The organism is Minwuia sp. (assembly GCF_048007105.1).
Taxonomy (GTDB): domain Bacteria; phylum Pseudomonadota; class Alphaproteobacteria; order Minwuiales; family Minwuiaceae; genus Minwuia.
On the sequence record NZ_CP180352.1, the window covers coordinates 2,123,216 to 2,146,461 of the forward strand.

Below are 23,246 nucleotides of genomic sequence, written 5' to 3' on the forward strand. Positions count from 1 at the left end.
TATCCGAAAAAGGGCCGCTACGCCACGGATTGTGACTGGGACTCGTCCTCCTCCAGATCCGCCGGCAGCAGCAGGAAGTCCCGCTGAATCTGCTTGCCGATCTGGATGTTCATGTCCACGACCTTGGTCAGGAAGGCGTGCAGGCCGCCCTGACCGAGGAACACCTCGTCCACGGTGTCGTATTTGAGCTCGCTGTGGAGTTTCCCGGCCATGCGCATGGATTCAAGCTTGCGGCCGTAGTCCTGGGCGAGCATCTCCAGATTGCGCACGATCTCGTCGTAGCAGCTGCGGATCGACCGCGGCATCTCGGGGCGCAGCACCAGCAGCTCGGCCACGCGGATCGGCCGCACGGCCTCGCCGAACAGCCGGCGATAGTTCACATGCGCCGACACGGACTGCAGCAGCGCCGTCCACTGATAGTAGTCGGCGGCGCCGCCCACCGGCGCGCCCTCGGGCAGGATCAGGTGGTATTTCACGTCCAGGATACGGGCGGTCGAATCCGACCGCTCGATGAAGGTGCCCAGCCGCATGAAGTTGTAGAGGTCGTCGCGGATCATGGTGCCCGCCACGGCGCCGCGAACCAGATGCGAGCGCTGCTTGACCCATTCGATCACCTCGACCCGGCCGCGTGCCGCCATCTTCTCTGGCGTCATGTCGCGGTAGCCGTGCCAGGTATCGTTGATCGCTTCCCAGAGCTCGCGCGTGATGGTGTGGCGCTGGGCGCGGGCGTTTTCCCGCGCGCCCTTCAGGCAGTTGTGGATGCTCGACGGGTTCTCCTCGTCGAAGGCGATGAAGTGCAGCGCGTCGGCCTCTGTGACCTGCCGGTGCTTTTTCAGATAGAGCGGTTCCACACCGGCCGCGATCAGCACCGAATGCCATTCGCGGGTCGTGTCCACCTCAGCCGGCATCAGGGCCATGCGGTCGGCCACTTCCAGCAGGCGGGCGAGGTTCTCGGCGCGCTCGATGTAGCGCGAGATCCAGAATATGTCGTCGGCGGTTCTACTCAGCATGGCGTCAGTCCTCCAGCACCCAGGTGTCCTTGGTGCCGCCGCCCTGGCTGGAATTCACCACCAGCGACCCTTCCTTCATTGCCACGCGGGTCAGGCCGCCCGGCACGATGCTGATGCCGTCGGCGCCGCTCAGCACGAAGGGCCTCAGATCGACGTGACGGGGCGCCACGCCTTCGCCGACGAAGGTCGGACAGGTCGACAGCGCCAGCGTCGGCTGGGCGATGAAGCCGTCGGGGTCGGCCTCGATTCGCTTCCAGTAGGTCTCGCACTCTTCCTTGGTCGATTTCGGCCCGACCAGCATGCCGTAGCCGCCGGAACCGTGAACTTCCTTGACCACAAGGTCCTGCAGGTTGTCCTTGATGTATTTCAGGTCGTCCGCCTTGCGGCCCATGAAGGTCGGCACGTTCTTCAGGATCGGTTCCTGGCCGAGATAGAAGCGGACCATTTCCGGCACATAGACGTAGATCGCCTTGTCGTCGGCGACGCCGTTGCCGATCGCGTTGGCTATGGCGACGTTGCCGGCGCGGTAGGCACCGACGAGCCCCCGGACGCCGAGGACGGAATCGGGATTGAAGGCCTCGGGATCAAGGAAGGCGTCGTCGATCCGGCGGTAGATCACGTCGACGCGCTGCGGCCCGCGCGTCGTCCGCATGTAGACGACATTGTCCTCATCCACGAAGAGGTCGGGGCCTTCCACCAGTTCGACGCCCATCTTGTCCGCCAGGAAGGCGTGTTCGAAATAGGCCGAATTGAACCGGCCCGGCGTCAGCACCACGACCCGCGGCATGCGTTCCTGGTTCGGCGATACCGACTGCAGGCGCTTCCTCAATTCGTCCGGATAGTGATCGACGGCCTGGATGCGGTGCAGGCTGAACAGTTCCGGGAACAGCCGCATCTCGGCCTCCCGGTTGCCCAACATGTAGGAGACGCCGGACGGCGTGCGGACATTGTCCTCAAGCACCACGAAGTCGCCGTCCACGCAGACCATGTCGACGCCGGCGATGTGGGCGTGGACGCTGGATGGCGGCTTCACGCCGCGCATCTCGGGAATATAGGCCTCGTTGGCGTCGATGATTTCCTTCGGCACCACGCCGGCGGCGACGATTTCCTGCTTGTCGTAGATGTCGGCAAGGAACGCGTTGATCGCGCGGACCCGCTGCTCCATGCCCTTTTCCATCTCGCGCCACTTCTGCCCGCTGAGCACGCGCGGCACGATGTCATAGGGGATCAGCCGCTCGGGATCCCCGCCCTCGCCGTAAACGGCGAAGGTGATGCCCAGCCGTCTGAAAAGAAACTCGGCTTCCTCGCGCTTGCGGCGGAAGGTCTCCGGCGGTGTGTTCTCCAGCCAGCTCTTGAGATTGACATAGGCTTCACGGACTTCACCGTTTCCGGCCCACATCTCGTCGTAGATGTCTTCGTTCTTGTTTGGCATGTGCCTCCTGACCGGTATCAAGTGTTGTGGGTGGCGGCAGGCCATTCAAGTGATCCGGTCCGGCAACATGGTCGCACCGGGCCGCTGCAGCTTTCAACCTGAATCGGCCAGACGGAGCTGGAGATAGGCCACGTCGAGCCAGCGTTCGAACTTGAAGCCGATCGCTTTGGCGCGCCCGAACTCCCGGAAACCGGCGCTCTGATGCAGGGCAATAGAGGCCCGGTTCGCATCCGGATCGCCGACGACGGCGATCACGCTGCGGTAACCGTCGGCCTCCAGCCGGTCCAGCAGGGCGCGGAGCAGGAGGCGGCCGATACCGGTGCCGACGGCGTCGGGTGAAACATAGATCGAGTTCTCGGCGGTGAAGCGGTAGGCCGGGCGTGGCCGGTAGGCGCCGGCATAGGCGTAGCCGGCCACCCGTTCGCCGACGGTCGCCGCAAGATAGGGATATCCGGCTTCCAGATAGCCCTCGAACCGGCGCTGCATCTCATCGTCCGATGGCGCCTCGAGCTCGAATGTCGACGTGCTGGTCTCGACCCAGTGCCGATAGATATCGGTGATGGCGGGGATGTCGCCGGCCCCCGCGCTACGGACCAAAACGGCGTCCGATGATTCCACGGCATTGTTCCTGTTCTGTGATCTTGGCCCGGGAAACGCTATCACCTTAGACTGACGAAGCCAGCGTTTGCATGTCGGCGTGAACCACCGGAGTTCAGGCCGCATTGCCGAGCATTCGAGGTGCGGGGACAAGAGCATGGATGGGTACCGGCCGCCATTCTGGGTGCGTATGGATCCCGCGCTGAACTGCGAGGATGCGCAGTTGATTTCGCTTCTCGACTACTGGGAGGGGAAGAAGGCAGGGCGCGTGTTTCCTGCCCGTCGCGACGTCGACCCGATCGAGATACGGCATCTGCTCGGCGTCGTCGTCATGATCGACATCGAACAGGATCCGTTCCGGCTGCGTTACCGGCTTCTGGGCACGAAGATCACGCAGACGATGGGCCGGGACAACACTGGCCGGTACTACGACGAGATCTACGGCCAGGAGCTTCTGTCCGACATCTACAAGAGCTTCCAATGGATTCTGGAAAACCGGGCGCCGCTCAGGACCTATGGCGAGGCGTTCTACGAGGACCGGGACTTCTATGACTACGAGACGCTGAACCTGCCGCTGTCGTCGGATGGCGAGACCATCGACATGATCTTCGGCGGCATCGTCTTTCATTCGAAGTCACGGCTTCACGGCCCGCCCGACTGATCAGGTCTCGCTCCAGACCGCCAGGCCGTTCTCGCGCAGTTCAGCGAAGGCGCGCTCCGGAAAGGCGTTCGGCAAGTCCCCGACCAGAACCAGGCCGCCAAGTTCGTAACCCAGCCGGTTGAGCCGCTCGCGGTCCCCGGTTTCCAGTCCGCGCATGGCCTTGTCGATGGCGTGCAGCACGATGATCGGGCCGAACGGAAAGCGCCGGCGGTACGGGGCCAGCCGGTCACGGACGGCCTGAAGGGCGCGCGTGTCGTGGGTAGGCACGCCGTCATTGTCGAAGGCCCAGGCTTCGCTGGATTCCCATTCGAAGGTCTCGCTGCGGGTCATCCGCACGGGCTTGCCGCGCCACAGGTCGATGCGGCCGCCGTTGCGGCGGAGCCGGACATAGATGATGTCGCGGTAGCGCCGCGGCAGCCGGATCTCCAGCTGCGGCAGCGCGGCGACAACAAGCAGGATGCCGCCCAGGACGGCGGCGACAAGAATGACGGTGGGCACGGTACCTCGCTTGACTGGCCCCACCTTTCCGTATCACGCCTGCTGCGGCAAGATCGGCAGTCACAGATCAGGGGAGGAAAGCATGGCGAACAAGCACAGGGCGATGATCGTCACTGCGCAGCCCGAGGCGTCGGAAGCCGGCGCCGAAGTGCTGATGAAGGGCGGCAATGCCGTCGACGCGGCGATGGCGGCGGCGCTGGTGCAGGGCGTGGTCGATCCGCAGATGTGCGGCATCGCCGGTTTCGGATCCTGCCAGATCTACATGCCGAAGAAGGGCGTCCACACCTTCATCGACTTCCACGGCAAGACCCCGGGCGCGGCGACGCCCGACATGTGGGAAGACATCATCGAGGGCGAGACCCGGGACGGGTTCGGTTTTGTCCTGAAGGACAAGGTCAATGATCTCGGCTACCAGTCGGTGACCTCGCCCGGCAGCCTGAAGGCCTATCACGAGGCGGCCAGCGAGTTCGGGTCGTGGGACTGGGCCGACATCTGCGCGCCCGCCGTGGCTCAGGCCGAGGAAGGTTTCCACGTCCGGCCGCATGTCCACTACTGGTGGAATTCCGGCTCCGACTACGGTCGGGCTGACGTCACCGAGCGGCTGAGGTTCTCGGCCACCGGCCGGGACGCCTATTTCCGGGCCGACGGGACGGTGAAGCGGGTCGGCGATCATGTCGCCAATCCCGATCTGGCGAGGACGCTGCGGATGATCGCCGAGCAGGGGCCGCAGGTCTTCTACGAGGGCGAGATCGCCGAGCGCATCGCCGAGGATTTCGCGGCGCATGGCGGGCTGCTGAGCTATGGCGACCTGAAGAGTTACCGCACCACCCGGCGAGACCCGATCGACTTCACCTATCGCGACTATCGGCTGACCACGAACCATCCGCCCGGCGGCGGCATTATGGTCAACGAGATGATGAATATCCTGGAGAACTTCGATCTGGCTCGGATCGGCCACAACACGGTCGAGTACATCCGGATCGTCTCGGAGGCGATGAAGATCGCCACCTCCGACAAGGACAATCATGTCGGCGACCCCGATTTCTATGATGTGCCGATGGACTGGCTGACATCGAAAGATCACGCAGCCGAAGCGGCGAAGCGCATCGAGAACGGGGAGAAGCACCATGTCGAACGCATCGGCATGGAGGAATCCAAGCAGACCACGCATGTCGCCGTCATCGACGCCGACGGCAACGTCGTCACGATGACCCATTCGCTGGGCATGCCGTCGGGCGTCATCACCGACGGGCTGGGCTTCATGTACAATGGCTGCATGGGCGTCTTCGATCCGCGGCCGGGCCGGGCCGGATCCATTGCGCCGGGCAAGGCGCGGTTCAGCTCGGTCTGTCCGACCATCGTCTTCCGTGACGGTGAGGTTAAGCTCGCCATCGGCGCGCCGGGCGGCACCCAGATCGCCATGGGCGTGATGCAGGCGACGCTGAACGTTCTGGATCACGGCATGACCATGACCGAGGCGGTCTGCGCGCCGCGGTTCTCGGCGACCAGCGACATCATCGACCTGACCAACCGTATCCCGCGCTTCGTTCAGCGCGAACTGGAGGGCATGGGCTATCAGGTCGTGCGCAGCGCCGAGACCTTCGGCATCGCTGCCGTTCACGGCATCCGCGTCCGGCCGGACGGCGGCCTCGACGGCGGCGCCGACCCCGGCCATGACGGCGTGGCGATCGGGATCTGACCGGCTTTCAGTCGAAGCCCGGCGGCGCCTCGAAGCCGCCGGTCATGCGCTCCAGCATGGCGGCGACGGCAATGGTGGTGCGGTCGCCCATCTCGGGTCCGACGATCTGGACGCCGACCGGCAGGCCGTCCGCGGTCCGGCCCGCCGGCGCGACCGATGACGGCAGGTAGCTGATGCCCGTCAGGCCGGCCCAGAAGAGCTGCTGCATGTAGGGCGCATCGCGTCCGTTGACCTTCAGTGTGCGCGCGCCGATCGGTTCGCTGTGGTCGTGCGGAAAGGCCGGGGCGCAGGCTGGCGGGCAGAGCAGCACGTCATGGCGCTCGAAGAACCGCTTCCAGGCCCAGCGCATCGCCCAGCGGGCCTCGTTCTGGCGCACCCAGTCGCGGTGCCGGGCGACGGTCCCCCGCATCGCCCGTGTTTCAGGCGACCGGTCGCCGGGCGGCAGGCTTCGGCTCCCGGCCACGGCCTGGTCGAAGTCGGTGTCGGGCAACCAGTTCGCATGAGCGCCGAGCATCACCGCCAGATAGGTTTCGTGACAGTGCGCCGTGCTGAAATCCGGTCGGGCTGTATCGTCGATTACGGCGCCGGCCTCTTCCAGCGCCCTGGCGGCCCGGACGACGCCGTCGCGGATCGCATCGTCCACGGGCGCCATGGGATCGTCGGCCCAGAGCGCTACCCGCAATCCCTTTGCGCCTGCCGGTCCGTGCGGCAGATCGAGACGCCAGCCTGGCGCGGCAGGGCCGCCTGCGCCCGCGACGATGTCCAGCGACAGCACCAGATCCTCCGCCGACCGGGCGAGCGGTCCGGCGACCCAGATGTCGATCGGGGCCTGATGCTCCGGCAGGGCGTGGCCGCGCATGGGAACGATGCCGTATGTTGGCTTGTGCCCGAACAGGCCACAGCAATGTGCGGGCTGCCGTACCGAGCCGCCCACGTCGGTGCCGAATTCCAGTGCGGTGAACCCGGCCGTCACGGCCGCGGCAGCGCCGCCCGAGGACCCGCCGGGCGTATGGCCTGGCTTCCAGGGGTTCTCGGTCGTGCCATGGATCTCGTTGTAGGACTGGTAGTCGGACAGCATGAAGGGGATGTTCGTCTTCCCGAACAGCACCGCGCCGGCGCGCCGCAACCGCTCCGCGACCGCGCTGTCCCGGGCGGCGAGATTGTTCCTGAAGGCGGGAACGCCCCAGGTCGTCGGCAGGCCCGCGATATCGAAACCGTCCTTCAGTGTCATGGGGACGCCGTGCAGCGGGCCGAGGGTCTCGCCGCGGGCCCATGCGGTATCGGCATCGCGCGCTGCTGTCTGCGCTCTCTCGAAGTTGCGGGCGACGACGGCGTTGATCCGGCCGTCATGGCGCTCGATCCGCGCGATGAGATGGTCGAGAAGTTCCAGCGCGCCGACATCGCCGCGGCGGAGATGCGCCGCGATCCGTGCGGCACTCGCGGTGGGGAGACCGTCCACCGGCCGCCGTCAGGCCTGGTCGAAACCGGGCGGTGCGTCGAAGCCGCCCATGATCTGCTCCAGCATCCGCGCGACCGCGATTGTCTTGAGGTCGCCCATCTCGGGCCCGACGATCTGCACGCCGACCGGCAGGCCGTCCGGGGTCTGGCCGGCCGGATAGACCGTGCCCGGCAGATAGCTGACGCAGGTCAGTCCGGCCCAGAACAGCTGCTGGAAATAGGGCACGTCCTGGCCGTTCACCTTCAGGCGGCGGGCGTTCATGTCCTCGGATTCGTCGTGCGGGAAGGCAGGAACGGACGCGACCGGGCAGAGCAGCACGTCGTAGTCGTCGAAAAGCTTCTTCCAGGCCCAGCGCATCGCCCAGCGGGCCTCGTTCATCCGCACCCAGTCCCGATGGCGCATTGTCTGCGCCCGGACGACCGCGGCGGCGGCGCTCTCGTCGGAGGGGGCAAGGGCCTCGGCGCGCTTCAGCGTCTGTTCGAAGTCCTCGTCGGTCTGGCGGGCAGCCAGCGCCGACCACAGCAGACGCAGATAGACCGCGTGGCATTCCTCGGGGCTGAAACCGGGCCGGGCAGTATCGTCGATCTCCGCGCCCGCATCGGCCAGCGCCTCGGCGGCGGCCGCGATCCGCGCCTTCACACGGTCGTCGACCGGCGACATCGAATCGTCGAGCCACAGCGCGACCTTCAGCCCTTTCGCGCTCTTCGGCCCCTCGGGCAGGTTGATGTCCCAGCCCGGCGCATGCAGGCCGTCGGCGCCGGCCGTGAGTTGGAGCGCCAGCGCCAGATCGTCGGCCGACCGGGCGAGGGGGCCCACCACCGAGATGTCGGCCGGCGCGAAGGCCGGCAGCAGCGAATGGCCGCGGATCGGAACGATGCCGTAGGTCGGCTTGTGTCCGAAGACACCCGAATAGTGCGCCGGGTTGCGGATCGACCCGCCGATGTCGGAGCCGTATTCCAGGCTGGTGAAGCCGGCCGCGAGTGCCGCCGCGCCGCCGCCCGACGATCCGCCGGGCGTATGACCGTGGGCCCAGGGGTTGTGGGTCGTTCCGTAGTTCTTGTTGTAGGACTGGAAGTCGGCCAGCAGGTAGGGAACGTTGGTCTTGCCGAAGATCACCGCGCCGGCGGCCTTCAGCCGCTCCACGACCACCCCGTCCGCCTCGGCGACATTGTCCTTCATGGACGGTACGCCCCAGGTCGTCTTCAGCCCGGCGATGTTGAAGCTTTCCTTGACGGTCATCGGCAGGCCGTGAAGCGGCCCCAGATCGTCGCCGCGCGCCATCGCCTTGTCGGCCTCGACCGCCTGATCGAACGCGCGTTCGAAATCGCGCACGACCACGGCATTCACGCGGTTGTCCATGCGGTCGATGCGGTCGGTGTAGTGTTCCAGAAGTTCGACCGACCCGATCTCGCCCCGCCGGATCATTCCGGCCAGATCCGACGCGCTTCTGTAGGCCAGTTCCGGCATGTTTCTCCCCCAACGATTGGTCTTGTAGAGGGGATCATAGAATCAACCGGGGGACCGCGCGGAACCATTTTTCGCGGTCCCCCGGGATCGGGGACGGGCGCCTGAAACTGGTCTGGCCTGAGCTTGCCCATCCCCGCGCCCGACGACGGGACGACATTTCGCCGGTCCCGAAATAGACGGGCCGGCAGCATCCGGGCGTGAGGGTGATGCCGCCGGCCCTAACGCCCCCGACCCCGATGGGAGCGTATTGGTGGAGCCGGATAATTCCGCCGCTTCAGATGCTTATCAGTCCTGCGGGGCGAAGGGCTTGTCCCGCTGAGACCCAAAATGCATCGTGTCGGCGGACCGGCTCCGTTAAGCTGGTCGATAGCTGAACAGCCCAACCCCCGTTCCTATTCGGCAGAGGAATGACCGAGAGCAATCACGAAAATGTGAGGGATGGTCTCGAAGCCTGTCTGCCGAGGCTTTGGCGCTACGCGCTTGTGCTCAGCCGCAACCCGACGCTGGCCGAGGATCTGGTGCAGGCGACCTGCGTGCGCGCGCTGGAGCGGCAGTCGCAATACCGCCCCGGCACGAACCTTCGCGCCTGGCTGTTCACCATCCTGTCGTCGATCTGGAAAAACCATCTTCGCGCCGAGAAGGTGCGGACCGGAAGTGGATTCGAGGATCCGGAACAGGTCTTGCTTGGAGACGGAAGCAAGGACCTGGTGGCGAATAATTTGTTGCGGCGGGTGTTGTCAGAAGTCGAAAGGCTACCCGAAGCGCAGCGCCAGGCGGTGGTTCTGGTCTACGCGGAAGGCTTCACCTACCGCGAAGCTGCAGAGGTCCTGGAAGTACCGATCGGGACGATCATGTCCCGGCTGGCAGCGGCGCGCTCGACCCTTGCGAAGCTGTCGGATGATGGTGGCGTATCGAAGACGTTGGAGGATGACGACGGCAGATGAACGGGGCGGCTGACATTCCTGCGCTGAGTGATGAGGAACTCACCGCGTATCTGGATGGCGAACTGCCTCTTGAGGCGCGCCGGGAGGTCAATCGCGTTCTCTCCGTTTCCGAAGATGCCCGCGAACGGCTCGAGATGCTCCGCCGCGGCGAGAGACCGTTTGCGGAGGCCTTTGATGTGCTGCTCGGGCAGGCGCCGCTGGACCGGCTGCGTGCCGGTATCCCCGTGGCGCCAGCCGCCGCGCCGCAGGCCGCCACCGCTTCGGGCGGCTGGGCGCCGATGGCAGCCGCTGCCGCCGTACTTGTCGCGCTTGTCGGCGGTTTTCTCGGCGGCATGGTGATGCCGCAGGGCGCGATCCAGACCGCAGGCGTCGAAGCCACGACCGAACCGGCCGCCACGCCCGCACCACGCGGCTGGCGTCAGGCCGTCGCCGACTACCAGTCATTGTTTACCGGCGATTCCCTGACGCCTTATCAGGGCGGGGACTCGGGCCTGGAACTGGCCAATGCGACCGCGGGCTTCGACTTCGAGCCGCTGACCGCCGATGTGGATGGCCTCAACTTCCGCCGTATCCAGGTCCTGCAGTTCAACCAGAAGCCGCTGGTACAGCTGGCGTATCTCAGCGTCGATCAGCAGCCGGTCTCGTTCTGTGTCATCGCGTCCGGCAATCCCAACAGCGAAGCGGCCTTCGAGACCCGCAACGGTCTGGGCATCGTTCATTGGGTGCAGGGCGGCTTTGGCTACATGCTGATCGGCGATCTCGAAGAGGCACAGCTCGGTCAGATCGCTTCCGCGCTGAAGTCCCGCCTCGGCGCCTGATCTCCTGAAAACCTGTCAGTAGCGGATACTGAGCGCGTCCACGCGGCCGCGCGGCGTGTCCCGTTCGATCCGGTCGAAGCGGAAGGCGGCGAGCGCGTCTTCAAGTGCCGCATCCACCAGGATCTCGCCCGGATCGGCCAGATCCTCGCCCAGGCGCGATGCCGTGTTGACCGCCTCGCCGAAGAAGTCGCGTCCGTCGACCAGCAGGATCTTTCCGTAGGCGATGCCGATGCAGACGCGGATGTCGAAGCGCTCCACGGTCAGCAGGTTCATGCCCTGGAACTGCATGTTGGCGGCGATGGCGCAACGGAGGGCGTCGTTGACGGTTGGAAAGATGGCGAAGCTGTTGTCGGCCTCGAACTTCACGAGCTGGCCCTGATTGCGGGCGATGACGTCTTCCATCGAGATGTTCATCCGGCGCACCATCGACAGATAGTGAACCGCGCCGTACTGCTGCGTCAGCCGCGAGAAACCGGACATGTCGAGGACCAGAACGGCGGCCTCGATCCCGAACCGCCGCCAGATCTCGTCCTCGATGCGATGGCGGGTTTCCCCGTCCGATTCAGGCCAGTATTCGTCCAGAAGCCGGTGATAGGCGGCAAATCCGGTTTCTTCCATGATCCCCTCCCGTCGCAGGCGGTCGGGTCAGCCGTTGCCGTCCGCCTTCTGGGTTTCCTCGTCCGCCGGCCGGGGCATCCGGCAGTCGATGGCCCAGAGATCATACACCGGATGTTCGAGCGGGTTGAGTGACGGCATCGAGGCGAGCATCCAGCCTTCGAAGGCAACGGCGATATCCCGCTCCGGCGAGAGGTCGCGGACGGAAAGCAGGACGAAGGATTCGGGCTGTTCCTGGGGCGGCCGGCTGCGGCAGTAGTCGACGGTGATCTCCAGCGTCCCGAAACGGACCGTACTGCCGACCGGAACCTCGAGATCCGTATGGTCGGCTGTCACCTTGTCGAGGGCGCGCAGAATGGCGACCTCGCCGCTCTTCGAATAGTCCAGCTGTCCGCCGGCCGTCTGGGCGGCTGCGGGAAGCGCGCTCAGGCCCGCAAGGAGGCCGAAAAGCGCAATCTGACGTAGTCGGCGGTCCATCGTCCCTCACTGTCGCACAGGCTTGGCCGCAGGAGCTCGATCGCTTCCGAGCGGGCGGCCTCGCGCTGGTTTTCGGGCAGGGCGCTGAACAGGGCCTGACCGAAGGTGTCCATCCATCCGCCGACATCGGTCGGCAGCGGCGTCGGGCGGGGGATCAGATCGGCTGTATGCACCTGGAATCCCGCGGCGGTCAGCAGCGAGCCGTATTCCTCCGGCGTCGGGAAGTACCAGGGCGAATGCGCCGCGCCGTCGACGCCGCGGGCGTTCAGTACGGCAATCATGGCCGTCAGGCAGGCGGCGACATTGCCGTGCCCGCCGAATTCGCCGACGAACCGGCCGCCGGGCCGCAGGGCGCGCTTGACGCCGGCCACGACCTTCTCAGGCTGCAGCATCCAGTGCAGCGCCGCATTGGAGAAGACGGCGTCGAACTCGGCATCGAAGTCGAGGGCGTGCCCGTCCATCACATGGGCGTTCAGCCCCTTCTCCCGGGCGACGCGGATCATGTCCGCGCCCGCATCGACCCCGACCACATCGCAGCCTGCCTGAACCAGCTTCTCGGTCAGATAGCCGTCGCCGCAGCCGAGATCGAGAATGCGCTCGCCCGGGCGGGGATCCAGCAGTTCGACGACAGGCATGCCAAGTACCGGCACGAAGCCGGCATTTGTCTGGTAGCGGTCGGATTTCCAGTCCTGGGACGTCGCGGTCATTCGCTCTTGCCGCTGGAGTAGATCGCCTGGCCGACAAGGTCGATCAGGTTCACCGACCCCTGGGCGAAGCGGAAATCGTCCCCGGCCTGCAGATTGTCCAGCCCGCCGCCCGGCTCGACCGACAGGAAGGTGTCGCCCAGCAGACCGTCGGTCAGCACGCGGATGGCCGAATCGTCGGGGATGCCCACGCCATTGCGGATGCTCATCTTGACCACGGCCAGCAGGCTGGGTTGTTCAAGATCCATTTCGGTTACCGAGCCGATGGAGATGCCTGACATGCGCACGTCGGCGCCGACATTCAGCCCGCTGACATTGTTGAACTTCGCCCCCAGGGGATAGCCGGCCGACGGCGAGATGTCGGCGGTCCGGTAGGCGAAGATCACGAAGATCACGGCGATGGCGATGACCACCGCGCCGATGACGGTTTCCAGGACGTTGCTTGCCATGACTCCCCGCGCTTCTAGCTGTCCGGCGACCAGGCCTGATAGTCGCCCGTGGCTGCGGCGCGGCGGCCGCCACGGGTGACGTGGCCCTTCGGACGGTAGGCGTGCGGCGTGCCGGTCAGGTTCGGCTGATGCGGCTTCTCCCAGTTGTACTGGGGATCGCCGCTCGCCGGCGCCTGGTCGATAGTGTGATGCAGCCACGCGTTCCACAGCGGCGGCACCTTGGATCCTTCCTCGATCCCCTTGTAGACCACCCAGCGGCGGCTCTCGTCCTTGCGGCTGACGTAATAGGCGTTGCCGAACTGGTCCTCGCCGACCTTCTTGCCGGTCCGCCAGGTCAGGAAGCGGGTGATCGCGTTGGGCATCTTGTCAGGGGCTCCGATGTGAAGTCGCGGCGAATATGCCGAATGGGCTCAGGCAGGTAAAGTACTGCGGCTCAGGGGCTGGATTGTGGCAGGTCGGCGCGGAAGGTGAAGCTGCCCTTGCCGTCGGGTGCGAAATCGATCTGGACGCGGACTTCGCTGTCGCAGAGCCGTACCGTCCAGACCTCCCGCCAGAGCCGTTCCGCTGGGGCCGCCTCGGCCGAACGCCCGAGATAGCGCACGAAGCGTGTATCCACGATCCGCCGCGCCCCCTCGCGGCATTTCCGCCCCGCCCGCGCGCCCGCGATGGCGAAAGCGGCTTCCGAGGCGTCGTATTGCAGCTTGCCGTCGGCCTTGGAACTGCCGGGCAGAAGCAGGGTCAGATGGGGCGAATCGCCCTCGATGCCGGATACCAGAACATTGTGGAGCACTGTCTCGCCGCAGCGGTCGATCGCCATCTGCTCCCGCCACTGCCCGCCCTGGGGGATCGGCAGCGCGCCGAAGAAGACCGGTTCGGCGACGATCCGGAGTTCCCGCCGCTGCATGCCCTTCAGTTCGCGCGTGCAGCCGGGGGCGATCAGCCGTTCCAGGCCGGCGATCGCGCGGCCGATGTCCTCGAGATAGGCAGACGACGAAACGTACTTCCGCAGCGGCGCAGCCCAGTCAGGCTCGGCGGTGACCGCCGGGATACAGACCATCAGCGCCGAGGCCAACGCAAACAGCCGCGCAGCGCGCCGGTCGAGCCAACCCGCGCGGCGCGGCCTCATTACGCGGCGGACAGCCGGTCCAGCGCCGCCTGCAGCTTGGCGCGGGCTTCGGACGCCTCGTCGCGGCGCTCGCGCTCCTGCTCGACGACGTGTGCGGGCGCGCGGGAGACGAAGTTCTCGTTGCCGAGCTTCTTCTCGATCTTGCCGATCTCGCCGTCCAGCTTGCCGATCTCCTTCGACAGCCGGGTCTTCTCGGCGCCGAGATCGATGACGTCGGCCAGCGGCAGCACGACACGCATGCCGTCGACGACCATCTCGGCAGCGCCACTGCCGCCGGGTTGCGAGAATTCGCAGGCGGACAGGCGGGCGAGGCGGCTGATCATGCCCCAGTTGCCGTTGATCCAGTCCTTCTGGCGCTGATCGGCTTCGGGGAAGTGGACCACCATCTCCGCCTTCGCGGGCACGTTGGTCTCGGCGCGGACCGAGCGGATATCCGATATCAGGTCGATGACGAAGCCGAACTCCCGGCTCGCCGCCTCATCCTCGAAGCCGATGGCCGGCCAGTCGGCGGTCATCAGCGTTGTCTCGGCGCCGGTCCGCTGCGCCAGCTCTTCGGAGACGAAGGGGGCGAAGGGATGCAGCATGGTCAGTATCTGCCGCAGCACCCAGCCCGCGGTCTCGCGGGTCTCGCGGACCGTCTCCGGATCGTTGGCGCCGAAGGCCGGCTTGGCGAATTCCAGATACCAGTCGCAGAAGGTGTTCCAGGTGAAACGGTAGATGGTGTTGGCCGCCTCGTTGAATCGGTAGGCCTCCAGTTCGCGGTCGATATCGGCGGCGGCCTTTGCGGCCTCGCCGGCGATCCAGCGGTTCAGCGGCTGGGTCAGCGCGGCCGGATCGAAGGCGGCCGGCGCGGCGCATTCGTTCATCTCGCAGAACCGGGCCGCGTTCCAGATCTTGGTGGCGAAGTTGCGGTAGCCGGCGACGCGCTGCTTGGACAGCTTGATGTCGCGGCCCTGCGCGGCCATCGCCGCCAGGGTGAAGCGCAGGGCGTCGGCGCCGAACTCGTCGATCAGCTCCAGCGGGTCGATGACGTTGCCCTTCGACTTCGACATCTTCTGGCCCTTCTCGTCGCGGACCAGGGCGTGGATGTAGACCGTGTGGAACGGCGCTTCCTTCATGAAGTGCAGGCCCATCATGATCATCCGCGCGACCCAGAAGAAGATGATGTCGAAACCGGTGATCAGCACGTCGGTGGGGTAGTAGCGCGCCAGTTCCGGCGTCTCTTCCGGCCAGCCCAGCGTCGAGAACGGCCAGAGCGCCGACGAGAACCAGGTGTCGAGAACGTCTTCGTCGCGGGTCAGTTCGACCGGCTTGCCGTAGTGCTTGTCGGCGGCGGCCTGCGCCTCTTCCTCGGTGTGCTCGACGAAGATCGCGCCGTCCGGTCCGTACCAGGCCGGGATCTGATGACCCCACCAGAGCTGGCGGCTGACGCACCAGGGCTGGATGTTGCGCATCCATTCGAAATAGGTGTTCTCCCAGTTCTTCGGGACGAACTGGATCTTCCCGCTCTCGACCGCCTCGATGGCCGGCTTGGCCAGGGTCGCCGCGTCGACATACCACTGGTCGGTCAGCCACGGCTCGATGACGACGCCCGAGCGGTCGCCATAGGGGACCGTGTGGGTGATGTCGTCGATCTTCTCCAGCAGGCCGGCGGCCTCCATGTCGGCAATGACCTTCTCGCGCGCCGCGAACCGCTCCATGCCTCGATAGGCCTCGGGGACGTTCTCGTTCAGATGCGCGTGCTGGTCGAAGATGTTGATCATCTCGGCGCTGTGGCGCTTGCCGACCTCGAAGTCGTTGAAGTCGTGCGCCGGCGTGATCTTGACCGCGCCTGAGCCCTGCTCGGGATCGGCATATTCGTCGGCGACGATGGGGATGCGGCGGCCGACCAGCGGCAGGATGACATGCTTGCCGACCAGCCTGGTGTAGCGCTCGTCGTCCGGATGCACGGCGACGCAGGTGTCGCCCAGCATGGTCTCCGGCCGGGTGGTGGCGACGGTGATGAAGGTGCCGTCCTCGCCCTCGACCGGATAGCGGAAGTGCCACATGTGGCCCTGGACGTCCTGGTTCTCGACTTCCAGATCCGAGATTGCGGTCAGCAGCTTCGGGTCCCAGTTGACCAGCCGCTTGTCACGGTAGATCAACCCGTCCTTGTGGAGATCGACGAAGACCTTGCGGACCGCGGCCGAGAGACCGTCGTCCATGGTGAAGCGTTCGCGGTCCCAGTCGCAGGAGGCGCCCAGGCGGCGGAGCTGGTTGGTGATGGTGCCGCCCGACTCCTCCTTCCAGGTCCAGACCTTCTCGACGAAGGCCTCGCGGCCCATGTCGCGGCGGTCCTCGCCCTTTTCGGCCAGCTGGCGCTCGACGACCATCTGGGTCGCAATGCCGGCATGGTCGGTGCCCGGCTGCCAGAGCGCGTCGCGGCCCTTCATGCGCCGCCAGCGGATCAGGATGTCCTGCAGCGTGTTGTTGAGCGCGTGGCCCATGTGCAGGCTGCCGGTCACGTTGGGCGGGGGAATGACGATGGTGAAGGGATCGCCGTCGACCGATCCGCACCGGAAGAGGCCGCCCTCTTCCCATTCCTTGTAGAGCCGCTGCTCGACCTCGTTGGGCCGGTAAGTCTTGTCCAGCATCGTCCTGTCCGTGAATGGCCGCCCGCAGCCCGAAAGCCGCGCCCGCGGAATAGGCCGCTGTCCTAGGTCGGCGAGGGGCCGCTGGTCAAGGGGCTGGGCGGCTTTCCGCCGCCACGGGCGGGTTCGGCCGGGTCACCAGCCAGATTCCGACGGCGGCCATGCAGGTGCCGGCGACCCAGGGGATGAAGGATTCCGGGCCGTAGAGCCAGAGCAGCAGGGCGAAGCTGGAGCTCATGACCAGAACGGCGGCGATCTTGGCCTTGCGCGGGACGGCGCGGTACTTCTCCCAGTCCTGCACCGGCGCGCCGAGCCAGGGATGATGGTAGAGCCAGTCGTGGAAGCGGCGGCTGGAGCGCGAGAATGCCCAGGCGGCGATCAGCAGGAACGGCACGCCGGGCAGTCCCGGCAGGATCACGCCGGCGACGCCGACCACCGTGCAGGTCCAGCCCAGCACGATCAGCAGCACCCGCACGGCGCCATGAGGCAGGGGCGGCGGCTCGTCGTCTTGCGGGGAACTGGTCATGGGGCTTCCGGAACCGGTCGGCGGCGAGGCGGCAGCAAAGCACAGAAGCGCCGGGCGCTGCAGAATTTCTGGCCGCCGCGCCGGTTCGGGTGCAGGCTTGATCCAGTCCGTCCGGAACGGGAGGTCCGACGATGAACGAACTGCGCCCCGCACCTGCCGCATCGCGGCCCGCCAATCCGGGCCTGACGCCACAGATGCTGAACCACGCCGCCTATGTCACCCATGATGTCGAGGCGACGGCCGACTTCTATACCCGGGTCATGGGGATGGAACTGGCGAGCACGATCTATGACGACACCGTGCCATCGACCGGCGATGCCTTCCCCTATTTCCATATCTTCTTCCGCATGGCCGACGGATCGACCGTGGCCTTCTTCGAGGCGCCGGGCCTGCCGGAGAAAGCGGCCTCGACCCACCGGGCCTATGACGTCTTCGAACATTTAGCCATGCAGGCGCCCGACCGTGCCGGCGTGGAGGCCTGGCGCGACTGGCTGGTCTCGAACGGCATCGAGGTGATCGGTCCGGTGGATCACAAGGGCATGCTGCTGTCGATCTACTTTCATGACCCGAACGGAATCCGGCTGGAGATCACGACGCCGCTCGAAGCGGACTGGAACCGCCATGCCGGTCAGGGGCGCGCGGACCTGGAAGCCTGGGTCGAGACCAAGAAGAAGGCCGAAGCCGAGGGGCGCGACGTGAACGAGGCGCTGCTGGAGCTGATCCGGGAAACGCGGAAGCGCTACGGCTGAGCGGCGTCAGCCCTTCTTGTCGTCGACCTCGCCGGCCAGCTTGGCAATCTCGCGTTCGACGATGCGCTGGACGATGGCGGGCAGGTTCTGGTCCAGCCATTCCTTCAGCATAGGCCGCAGCAGTTCCTTGGTGATGTCTTCCAGCGTCCGGTGCGTCGGCACCGAGATATCGCGCTGCGCCGAAACGGTGCGGGCCAGTGAGGCCAGAGAAGCCGAGGCATCCGCGGCCGTGTCGTCGGAGATCAGCCGCGAGAGATCCTGCGCCGCGTAGGGATCCGGCTGCGGACGGTAGGCCGGCGCGGGTTCTTCCTCGAAGGACAGGTCATCCTCGCCGGCGTCGCCGGACAGATCGGTGACCGAGCCGTCATCCTCGACCAGCTGGTCGAGTTCGAGCACATCTTCCTCTTCCGGCTCGGGTTCGGGTTCCGGTTCCGGCTCGGGAGCGGGTTCCGGCTCAGGCTCGGGTTCCGGCTCAGGCTCCGGTTCGGCAGCGACAGGGGCCGGCTGCTGCTTCGGCTCGCCGTCCTCGTCTTCCGAAATGATGCGGCGAATGGAGGAGAGAATCTCCTCCATCGTCGGTTCGCTCTGGGCGTTTGCGTCGCTCATGCCAGTTCCGCGTCAATGGGTTGGCCGCCCGCTCGGGCCGGCAGTCCTGCTTCACACTGCACGGGCGACGCTAAGTTTTGGTTAACGCGTCGGAAAGGCTCAGTCCAGCCCGCCGTCCGTACCGTACCAGCGATCGCGCGTCTCCCGGTAGTGGATGGTGGGGTCATAGACCTCCACATCCAGCCCCAGGCTGGCTACATCCAGGCGCCCGATGGCGTCCAGCAACTGGAAGGCGGCGACGTATTCGTCGCGTTCCGACTGGACCAGAGCGACCTGGGAATCGAGCAGATCCTGTTCGGCGTCGAGAACGTCCAGCGTGGTCCGGGAGCCGACCTGGGCTTCCTGGATGACGCCTTCCAGCGCGATCTCGTTGGCGCGGACCTCGGCGCGGCCCGCGGTGATGCGGGCCCGTGCGGTCTCCAGCGCTTCCCAGGCCTGGGTCACGCCCTCGATCACCAGCCGCTGGGTTTCCTGCACCTGCAGGCGGCGCTGGTTGTGGACGTTGCGCTGCTGGCGGACGCCGCTGTAGACGGCCCCCTGCTGGTACAGCGGTACGGTCACGACGCCGCGGAGCCGCAGCGTGTTGCTGAAATCGCCGCCCTGGGTGCCATTGCGCTGATGGCTGGCGAGGCCTTCCAGATCGACCTGCGGCAGCAGCTGCCCCGAGGTGGCGCGGATATCGGCCTTGGCGGAGTTGGCGGTGCTCATGGCTGCCAGAAGGTCCGGATTCTCGGCCTGCGCGATGGTCACCGCCTCGTCCTCGCTGGCAGGCAGCTGCGGCAGGGGCGGCGGCGGCTCCAGCTGCCCCGGCGCGTTGCCGACAGCGCGCGAATAGGCGGCGCGGGCGGCGATCAGGTTCCCCTCGGCCTGCGCCCGGTCGGCGGCGGCGCGCGACAGCGCGGCCTCGGCCTGGGACACGTCGGTACGGGTGATTTCGCCGACCTCGAAGCGGTCCTTCGCGGCCTCCAGCTGCCGCTCCAGCCGCTCCTCGTTGTTCAGGTTCAGCTGCACGACGGCATAGTTCTGCAGCACGTCCAGATAGACGGTGACGACGTCGAGCAGTACGTCCTGTTCGGTCGAGCGGAGGTTCTCCTGGCCCGCCTTGACCAGCGCTTCCGCCGATTCGATCTGCGCATCGACGGTGCCGCCTTCATACAGGGGCTGCACGATGTTCAGGTTGGCGTTGGCCGGCAGCGTCGAGTTCGTCGACGCGATGCCCCGGACTTCCTGATCGTTGAGCTGCGCGCCGAGATCGCCGGTGACGATCACCGTCGGCTTCCAGCCCGAGATCGCCTGGTTGACGTTCTCGTCGTTGGCGCGCTGATTGGCCCGTTCCGCCTGGATCGTCGGGTTGGTGGCATAGGCCGCCACCAGCGCGTCACGCAGGGTCTCGGCGCTCGCCGCCGCCGACAGGCCCAGAAGGCAGAGCGCCCCGGCAGCTGTCAGTAGCGGGCGATGGACGGATCGATATCGAGCGACCATCGGTCGAGGCCTCCTTCAAGATTTGTCACGTTGTCGCGGCCCTGGCTGCGCAGGAACTGCACCGCCTGCATGCTGCGGCCGCCATGGTGGCAATTGATCACCACCGGCCGGTCGGCGGGCACGTCGGCCAGCCGGGCCGGCAGGGTCTGCAGCGGGATGTGGATGGCGCCCTCGATGTGGCCCTGGTCGAATTCCCATTGCTCGCGGACGTCGACGACGGCTGCGCCGGCGTCGCGCATCGTCGCGGCTTCCTGGACGCCGACCTGAAGCGGCAGTGAATTGCTCAAAAGACGAACCCCTGCTTCATCTCGAAGCCCGGCAGGACCGGCGTCGCCGCATCGAACAGCGGCCGCTTGCCGATATTGCCCTGGCGGGTGAACAGATGCGCCACGCCCATGCCGTCCCGGCGCAGGACGGTCAGCAGCCGGCCGCCTTCGGCGACCTGGTCCAGCAGCGCCTGCGGCACTTCGGCGACCGCGCCCTCGACCAGAACCACATCGTAGGGTCCCTGGTCGGGCAGGCCTTCTGCCAGCGGGGCTTCGACGACGGCGACATTGGTGATGTCGAGCGCCGCAAGCGTCTCCGTCGCGCCGGCGACATAGGCCGGATCGCTGTCGACGGCGACCACCGTGTTGGCGAGCGCGGCCATCACGGCCGCGGCGTATCCGGTCAGGCAGCCGACATCGAGAACCATGTCGTCCGCCTCGATCTCCGCGGACTGCAGCAGGCGGGTCAGGACCATCGGCTCCATCAGATAGCGCCCGCCGCCGAACGGCAGATCCTCGTCGATATAGGCGATGCCCTGCAGGTCCTTCGGCACGAAGCGTTCCCGCGGGACCGTACGCAGCGCATCGGTGAGGCGGTCGTCGACGAGTTTGTTGGGCCGCAGCTGGCTGTTCACCATGGCCGTGCGGGCGGCCTCGAAATCCAGGCTGGCGGACATCCAAATCTTCCTGTCGCACGGGCGGCGGGGCGGTGCCCTGCCGCGGATTTAACGTTACAGCTGGGGGTTATACGGTGCGGGGCCAGAGCGTGCAATGCAGCGGGCGCAACGGTTTGTGACTGATCCGCAACGCTGGCGGCGTTCCGGACTTGACCCTCCGGCCCGGTGGAGCCTATATCGCCGCCCACCACTCGATGTGACGAGGCGCGGTGGCGGAGTGGTGACGCAACGGACTGCAAATCCGTGTACACCGGTTCGATTCCGGTCCGCGCCTCCAGTTTTCCGTGTGGCTCCGCAGCCGGAAGGCGCGGGGTCGGCGGTGGGCGAATGCAGGCGGTGCGGCGGGCAACTTTTCTCTGGTCAAGGCCAGCGGGCTTTGCTATCAGCCGCCTCCGCCAAGAATGCTCCGCGGTAGCTCAGTTGGTAGAGCAAGCGGCTGTTAACCGCTCGGTCGTAGGTTCGAGTCCTACCCGCGGAGCCAATTCTTCCCCCATCGCTTTCGTTTCCCGGACAGTCGGCCGGCTGTCCCGTCAGGCCCGCAGCCCTTCCAGTTCCCGGTACATGTCCATCCCGTTCTGCGCGGACGCGTTGGCTGCGGCGATGGCCTCGTCGATGTCTGCGAGTGACGATCCGATCGCCTCGATCGAGTTCGAGACCTCGCCGATATTGCCGGAAAGATCCTGGCTCGTGGCTGTCTGCTGATCGAGTGCGCTGGCGACCGACGTCACGTGGCCCTGGACGGATTCGATGGCAGTCTTGATGGCCTTGAGGCGGCCGACCACGTCCGTCGAGGTCGCCTGCACGTTGCGGATCTCGTTCGAGATGTCGCCGATGGCTCCGGCGACCTGGCTGGCCAGCGATTTCACTTCACCGGCGACGACCGTGAAGCCCTTGCCGGCGTCGCCCGCCCTGGCCGCCTCGATGGTCGCGTTGAGCGCCAGCAGATTGATCTGGGCGGCGATGTCTCCGATGATCTCGACCACCCCGTTCATGGCGAGCGCCGCGCTTTCGAGCGACGTGGTGGCGTCGTCGGCGGCCGACGATTCCGTCATCGCGGTTTCGACAGAGGCCCGCGAGGATTCCATGTTGCGGGCGATCTCCTGCGCCGAGGCTTCGAATTCCACAGCCGCGGCTGCTACCGACTTGACGTTGTCGACGGTCGTGTGAGCGGCGTTCCGGGCCTCATTGCTCTGGGCGCCGGCTCGGGAAACCGAGTTCACGATCTCTTCCAGACCCCGTTCGACTTCCCTGCCGACGCATTCCGTCTCCATGCGAAGGCGGACGGCTTCGGTGATGTCGGTTGCGAACTTGACGACCTTGAAGGGACGGCCTGCGGGATCGAGGATCGGATTGTAGGTGGCCTGGATCCAGACGTCGTTGCCGTGCTTGTCCTTCCGCCGGAACTCCGCCGACTTGAAGGACCCGGACCGCAGGTCGCGCCAGAAGGCTGCGTAGGCTTCTGATTCGCGTTCCTCGCGGGTCACGAAGATACGGTGATGCTCTCCGGTGATCTCCTCCAGCCGGTAACCCATCGCGCCGAGAAACAGGTCGTTCGCCCACAGGATGTTGCCGTCGAGATCGAACTCGATGACGGCTTCCGAACGCCGGATGGCGGACAGCTGGCCTTCGTTGTCCGCGGCCTGGAGCTTGCGCTCCGTCACGTCCATGGCGACCTTCACGACCCTGACGGGGTTGCCCCGGGCGTCGCGGACCGGCGCATAGACGCCGTGAATCCAGATTTCCTTGCCGGCCTTTGTCCGGCGCGGGAACTCGCCCGACTTCGCCTTCCCCTCACGCAGGTCCTTCCAGAACGCCTTGTATTCGGCCGACTCGGCGTAGGCGGCATCGGCAAACATCCGGTGATGCCGGCCGATCATCTCGGCGGACTCGTAGCCGAACAGGTCCAGAAACAGGTCGTTCGCATGTCTGATCTGGCCGTCCAGATCGAACTCGATCAGCGCCTGTGTTTCTCCAATGGCCGCCAGCGTTCTGGAATCGTCGCGAGAAAATCGGGTTAGGTACATCGCCACCATCTGCAATTGATTGTTACTTGTCGGTAGCCACGGGTACGCCTCGGTTCTTAACAGGTTCTGAATCTCCAGATCGCAGGTGTTCTATTTCCGCCGCCGGAATGAATATTCGCCAACTCCAGATGGTGGAAGTCCAAGTCTCCCGGAAGTAAAGGTAGATTTCGTACGCGTCGGCGCCTTTCTCGTCTCGCCCTGTTGCGAAGTACAGGTCCGGACGCCAGGGCCCGATCACGACGCCAGAGTGGGGCGAGTACAATCACCGCCACGGTATCTGCGCCGCACCGGATCAAGTTGCCGAGATCGGCTTTTTCAGTCTTGAGACCG

Annotated in this window: 24 protein-coding genes and 2 tRNA genes; 7 read left to right on the forward strand and 19 right to left on the reverse strand. The window is 66.1% G+C overall.

Annotated elements, in window-relative coordinates; genetic code table 11:
- Nucleotides 1-17: 17 nt before the first annotated feature.
- From ACMVY4_RS10280 to ACMVY4_RS10290, 3 genes are all read right to left on the reverse strand, one after another.
- Nucleotides 18-1,010: an alpha-E domain-containing protein gene (locus ACMVY4_RS10280; RefSeq protein ID WP_416900054.1), complete on the reverse strand. Its 993-nt coding sequence runs from the start codon at nt 1,008-1,010 to the stop codon at nt 18-20.
- A 4-nt stretch (nt 1,011-1,014) separates the two neighbouring features.
- Nucleotides 1,015-2,442 (reverse strand): circularly permuted type 2 ATP-grasp protein, encoded by a 1,428-nt coding sequence (locus tag ACMVY4_RS10285; protein WP_416900055.1) that lies wholly within the window; start codon nt 2,440-2,442, stop codon nt 1,015-1,017.
- A gap of 93 nt (nt 2,443-2,535) precedes the next feature.
- Nucleotides 2,536-3,039 (reverse strand): GNAT family N-acetyltransferase, encoded by a 504-nt coding sequence (locus ACMVY4_RS10290; protein ID WP_416900056.1) that lies wholly within the window; start codon nt 3,037-3,039, stop codon nt 2,536-2,538.
- Between the two features lie 157 nt (nt 3,040-3,196).
- Between ACMVY4_RS10290 and ACMVY4_RS10295 the strand changes: the two genes are divergently transcribed.
- Nucleotides 3,197-3,700, forward strand: a complete 504-nt coding sequence (locus tag ACMVY4_RS10295) for a PAS domain-containing protein (protein WP_416900057.1) — start codon at nt 3,197-3,199, stop codon at nt 3,698-3,700.
- On the opposite strand, the gene ACMVY4_RS10300 is transcribed toward ACMVY4_RS10295, so the two are convergent.
- Complete coding sequence (locus ACMVY4_RS10300; RefSeq protein ID WP_416900058.1) at nt 3,701-4,198, reverse strand: hypothetical protein; 498 nt, start codon at nt 4,196-4,198, stop codon at nt 3,701-3,703.
- 82 nt (nt 4,199-4,280) lie between these two features.
- Between ACMVY4_RS10300 and ggt the strand changes: the two genes are divergently transcribed.
- Complete coding sequence (gene ggt / locus ACMVY4_RS10305; RefSeq protein ID WP_416900059.1) at nt 4,281-5,897, forward strand: gamma-glutamyltransferase; 1,617 nt, start codon at nt 4,281-4,283, stop codon at nt 5,895-5,897.
- A gap of 7 nt (nt 5,898-5,904) precedes the next feature.
- On the opposite strand, the gene ACMVY4_RS10310 is transcribed toward ggt, so the two are convergent.
- Together ACMVY4_RS10310 and ACMVY4_RS10315 are read right to left on the reverse strand one after the other, a co-directional pair.
- Nucleotides 5,905-7,356, reverse strand: a complete 1,452-nt coding sequence (locus tag ACMVY4_RS10310; RefSeq protein ID WP_416900060.1) for an amidase — start codon at nt 7,354-7,356, stop codon at nt 5,905-5,907.
- A 9-nt stretch (nt 7,357-7,365) separates the two neighbouring features.
- Entirely contained in the window at nt 7,366-8,823 is a 1,458-nt protein-coding gene (locus ACMVY4_RS10315; protein WP_416900061.1) for an amidase, read from the reverse strand.
- Nucleotides 8,824-9,230: 407 nt separating this feature from the next.
- Between ACMVY4_RS10315 and ACMVY4_RS10320 the strand changes: the two genes are divergently transcribed.
- Together ACMVY4_RS10320 and ACMVY4_RS10325 are read left to right on the forward strand one after the other, a co-directional pair.
- A complete protein-coding gene (locus tag ACMVY4_RS10320; protein ID WP_416900062.1) occupies nt 9,231-9,767 on the forward strand; it encodes an RNA polymerase sigma factor in 537 nt (178 codons plus the stop codon).
- Entirely contained in the window at nt 9,764-10,585 is an 822-nt protein-coding gene (locus ACMVY4_RS10325) for an anti-sigma factor family protein (RefSeq protein ID WP_416900063.1), read from the forward strand. The genes ACMVY4_RS10320 and ACMVY4_RS10325 overlap by 4 nt, the downstream gene beginning before the upstream one ends.
- A gap of 15 nt (nt 10,586-10,600) precedes the next feature.
- Here the strand turns inward: ACMVY4_RS10325 and ACMVY4_RS10330 are convergent, their stop codons facing one another.
- The 8 genes from ACMVY4_RS10330 to ACMVY4_RS10365 form a co-directional block, all read right to left on the reverse strand.
- Nucleotides 10,601-11,203: an adenylate/guanylate cyclase domain-containing protein gene (locus ACMVY4_RS10330; protein WP_416900064.1), complete on the reverse strand. Its 603-nt coding sequence runs from the start codon at nt 11,201-11,203 to the stop codon at nt 10,601-10,603.
- 27 nt (nt 11,204-11,230) lie between these two features.
- Entirely contained in the window at nt 11,231-11,677 is a 447-nt protein-coding gene (locus ACMVY4_RS10335; protein WP_416900065.1) for a DUF2155 domain-containing protein, read from the reverse strand.
- Nucleotides 11,626-12,384, reverse strand: a complete 759-nt coding sequence (locus ACMVY4_RS10340) for a class I SAM-dependent methyltransferase (protein ID WP_416900066.1) — start codon at nt 12,382-12,384, stop codon at nt 11,626-11,628. Before ACMVY4_RS10340 ends, ACMVY4_RS10335 begins: the two co-directional genes overlap by 52 nt.
- On the reverse strand, nt 12,381-12,830 hold the full coding sequence (locus ACMVY4_RS10345; protein ID WP_416900067.1) for an outer membrane lipid asymmetry maintenance protein MlaD: 450 nt from the start codon (nt 12,828-12,830) through the stop codon (nt 12,381-12,383). Before ACMVY4_RS10345 ends, ACMVY4_RS10340 begins: the two co-directional genes overlap by 4 nt.
- Before the next feature lie 14 nt (nt 12,831-12,844).
- Nucleotides 12,845-13,192: an NADH:ubiquinone oxidoreductase subunit NDUFA12 gene (locus ACMVY4_RS10350; RefSeq protein WP_416900068.1), complete on the reverse strand. Its 348-nt coding sequence runs from the start codon at nt 13,190-13,192 to the stop codon at nt 12,845-12,847.
- A gap of 71 nt (nt 13,193-13,263) precedes the next feature.
- Complete coding sequence (locus ACMVY4_RS10355; protein WP_416900069.1) at nt 13,264-13,902, reverse strand: hypothetical protein; 639 nt, start codon at nt 13,900-13,902, stop codon at nt 13,264-13,266.
- 53 nt (nt 13,903-13,955) lie between these two features.
- Entirely contained in the window at nt 13,956-16,589 is a 2,634-nt protein-coding gene (locus ACMVY4_RS10360) for a valine--tRNA ligase (protein ID WP_416900070.1), read from the reverse strand.
- An 85-nt stretch (nt 16,590-16,674) separates the two neighbouring features.
- A complete protein-coding gene (locus tag ACMVY4_RS10365) occupies nt 16,675-17,112 on the reverse strand; it encodes a YbaN family protein (RefSeq protein ID WP_416900071.1) in 438 nt (145 codons plus the stop codon).
- 131 nt (nt 17,113-17,243) lie between these two features.
- Here ACMVY4_RS10365 and ACMVY4_RS10370 point away from each other — a divergent pair, with 131 nt between their 5' ends.
- Complete coding sequence (locus ACMVY4_RS10370; protein ID WP_416900072.1) at nt 17,244-17,861, forward strand: VOC family protein; 618 nt, start codon at nt 17,244-17,246, stop codon at nt 17,859-17,861.
- Nucleotides 17,862-17,867: 6 nt separating this feature from the next.
- On the opposite strand, the gene ACMVY4_RS10375 is transcribed toward ACMVY4_RS10370, so the two are convergent.
- From ACMVY4_RS10375 to ACMVY4_RS10390, 4 genes are all read right to left on the reverse strand, one after another.
- Entirely contained in the window at nt 17,868-18,467 is a 600-nt protein-coding gene (locus ACMVY4_RS10375) for a DUF2497 domain-containing protein (protein ID WP_416900073.1), read from the reverse strand.
- A gap of 99 nt (nt 18,468-18,566) precedes the next feature.
- On the reverse strand, nt 18,567-19,949 hold the full coding sequence (locus ACMVY4_RS10380) for a TolC family outer membrane protein (protein WP_416900074.1): 1,383 nt from the start codon (nt 19,947-19,949) through the stop codon (nt 18,567-18,569).
- The gene (locus tag ACMVY4_RS10385; RefSeq protein WP_416900075.1) at nt 19,910-20,236 is read right to left on the reverse strand and encodes a rhodanese-like domain-containing protein; all 327 of its coding nucleotides are present in this window, start codon (nt 20,234-20,236) and stop codon (nt 19,910-19,912) included. The genes ACMVY4_RS10380 and ACMVY4_RS10385 overlap by 40 nt, the downstream gene beginning before the upstream one ends.
- On the reverse strand, nt 20,233-20,892 hold the full coding sequence (locus ACMVY4_RS10390) for a protein-L-isoaspartate O-methyltransferase family protein (protein WP_416900076.1): 660 nt from the start codon (nt 20,890-20,892) through the stop codon (nt 20,233-20,235). Before ACMVY4_RS10390 ends, ACMVY4_RS10385 begins: the two co-directional genes overlap by 4 nt.
- 203 nt (nt 20,893-21,095) lie before the next feature.
- On the opposite strand from ACMVY4_RS10390, the gene ACMVY4_RS10395 reads away from it, so the two are divergent.
- Together ACMVY4_RS10395 and ACMVY4_RS10400 are read left to right on the forward strand one after the other, a co-directional pair.
- Nucleotides 21,096-21,169 (forward strand) — tRNA-Cys (locus ACMVY4_RS10395).
- A gap of 128 nt (nt 21,170-21,297) precedes the next feature.
- Nucleotides 21,298-21,373: transfer RNA gene (locus ACMVY4_RS10400), tRNA-Asn, on the forward strand.
- A gap of 49 nt (nt 21,374-21,422) precedes the next feature.
- Here the strand turns inward: ACMVY4_RS10400 and ACMVY4_RS10405 are convergent.
- A complete protein-coding gene (locus tag ACMVY4_RS10405) occupies nt 21,423-22,916 on the reverse strand; it encodes a PAS domain S-box protein (protein WP_416900077.1) in 1,494 nt (497 codons plus the stop codon).
- Nucleotides 22,917-23,246: the final 330 nt, after the last annotated feature.

Excerpts from the sequence above, each read along its gene's own strand:
- ACMVY4_RS10280 (WP_416900054.1), bottom strand. The coding sequence starts at position 1,010 with ATGCTGAGTAGAACCGCCGACGACATATTCTGGATCTCGCGCTACATC.
- ACMVY4_RS10285 (WP_416900055.1), bottom strand. The coding sequence starts at position 2,442 with ATGCCAAACAAGAACGAAGACATCTACGACGAGATGTGGGCCGGAAAC.
- ACMVY4_RS10295 (WP_416900057.1), top strand. The coding sequence starts at position 3,197 with ATGGATGGGTACCGGCCGCCATTCTGGGTGCGTATGGATCCCGCGCTG.
- ggt (WP_416900059.1), top strand. The coding sequence starts at position 4,281 with ATGGCGAACAAGCACAGGGCGATGATCGTCACTGCGCAGCCCGAGGCG.
- ACMVY4_RS10315 (WP_416900061.1), bottom strand. The coding sequence starts at position 8,823 with ATGCCGGAACTGGCCTACAGAAGCGCGTCGGATCTGGCCGGAATGATC.
- ACMVY4_RS10320 (WP_416900062.1), top strand. The coding sequence starts at position 9,231 with ATGACCGAGAGCAATCACGAAAATGTGAGGGATGGTCTCGAAGCCTGT.
- ACMVY4_RS10325 (WP_416900063.1), top strand. The coding sequence starts at position 9,764 with ATGAACGGGGCGGCTGACATTCCTGCGCTGAGTGATGAGGAACTCACC.
- ACMVY4_RS10330 (WP_416900064.1), bottom strand. The coding sequence starts at position 11,203 with ATGGAAGAAACCGGATTTGCCGCCTATCACCGGCTTCTGGACGAATAC.
- ACMVY4_RS10335 (WP_416900065.1), bottom strand. The coding sequence starts at position 11,677 with ATGGACCGCCGACTACGTCAGATTGCGCTTTTCGGCCTCCTTGCGGGC.
- ACMVY4_RS10340 (WP_416900066.1), bottom strand. The coding sequence starts at position 12,384 with ATGACCGCGACGTCCCAGGACTGGAAATCCGACCGCTACCAGACAAAT.
- ACMVY4_RS10345 (WP_416900067.1), bottom strand. The coding sequence starts at position 12,830 with ATGGCAAGCAACGTCCTGGAAACCGTCATCGGCGCGGTGGTCATCGCC.
- ACMVY4_RS10350 (WP_416900068.1), bottom strand. The coding sequence starts at position 13,192 with ATGCCCAACGCGATCACCCGCTTCCTGACCTGGCGGACCGGCAAGAAG.
- ACMVY4_RS10360 (WP_416900070.1), bottom strand. The coding sequence starts at position 16,589 with ATGCTGGACAAGACTTACCGGCCCAACGAGGTCGAGCAGCGGCTCTAC.
- ACMVY4_RS10365 (WP_416900071.1), bottom strand. The coding sequence starts at position 17,112 with ATGACCAGTTCCCCGCAAGACGACGAGCCGCCGCCCCTGCCTCATGGC.
- ACMVY4_RS10370 (WP_416900072.1), top strand. The coding sequence starts at position 17,244 with ATGAACGAACTGCGCCCCGCACCTGCCGCATCGCGGCCCGCCAATCCG.
- ACMVY4_RS10375 (WP_416900073.1), bottom strand. The coding sequence starts at position 18,467 with ATGAGCGACGCAAACGCCCAGAGCGAACCGACGATGGAGGAGATTCTC.
- ACMVY4_RS10380 (WP_416900074.1), bottom strand. The coding sequence starts at position 19,949 with ATGGTCGCTCGATATCGATCCGTCCATCGCCCGCTACTGACAGCTGCC.
- ACMVY4_RS10390 (WP_416900076.1), bottom strand. The coding sequence starts at position 20,892 with ATGTCCGCCAGCCTGGATTTCGAGGCCGCCCGCACGGCCATGGTGAAC.
- ACMVY4_RS10405 (WP_416900077.1), bottom strand. The coding sequence starts at position 22,916 with ATGTACCTAACCCGATTTTCTCGCGACGATTCCAGAACGCTGGCGGCC.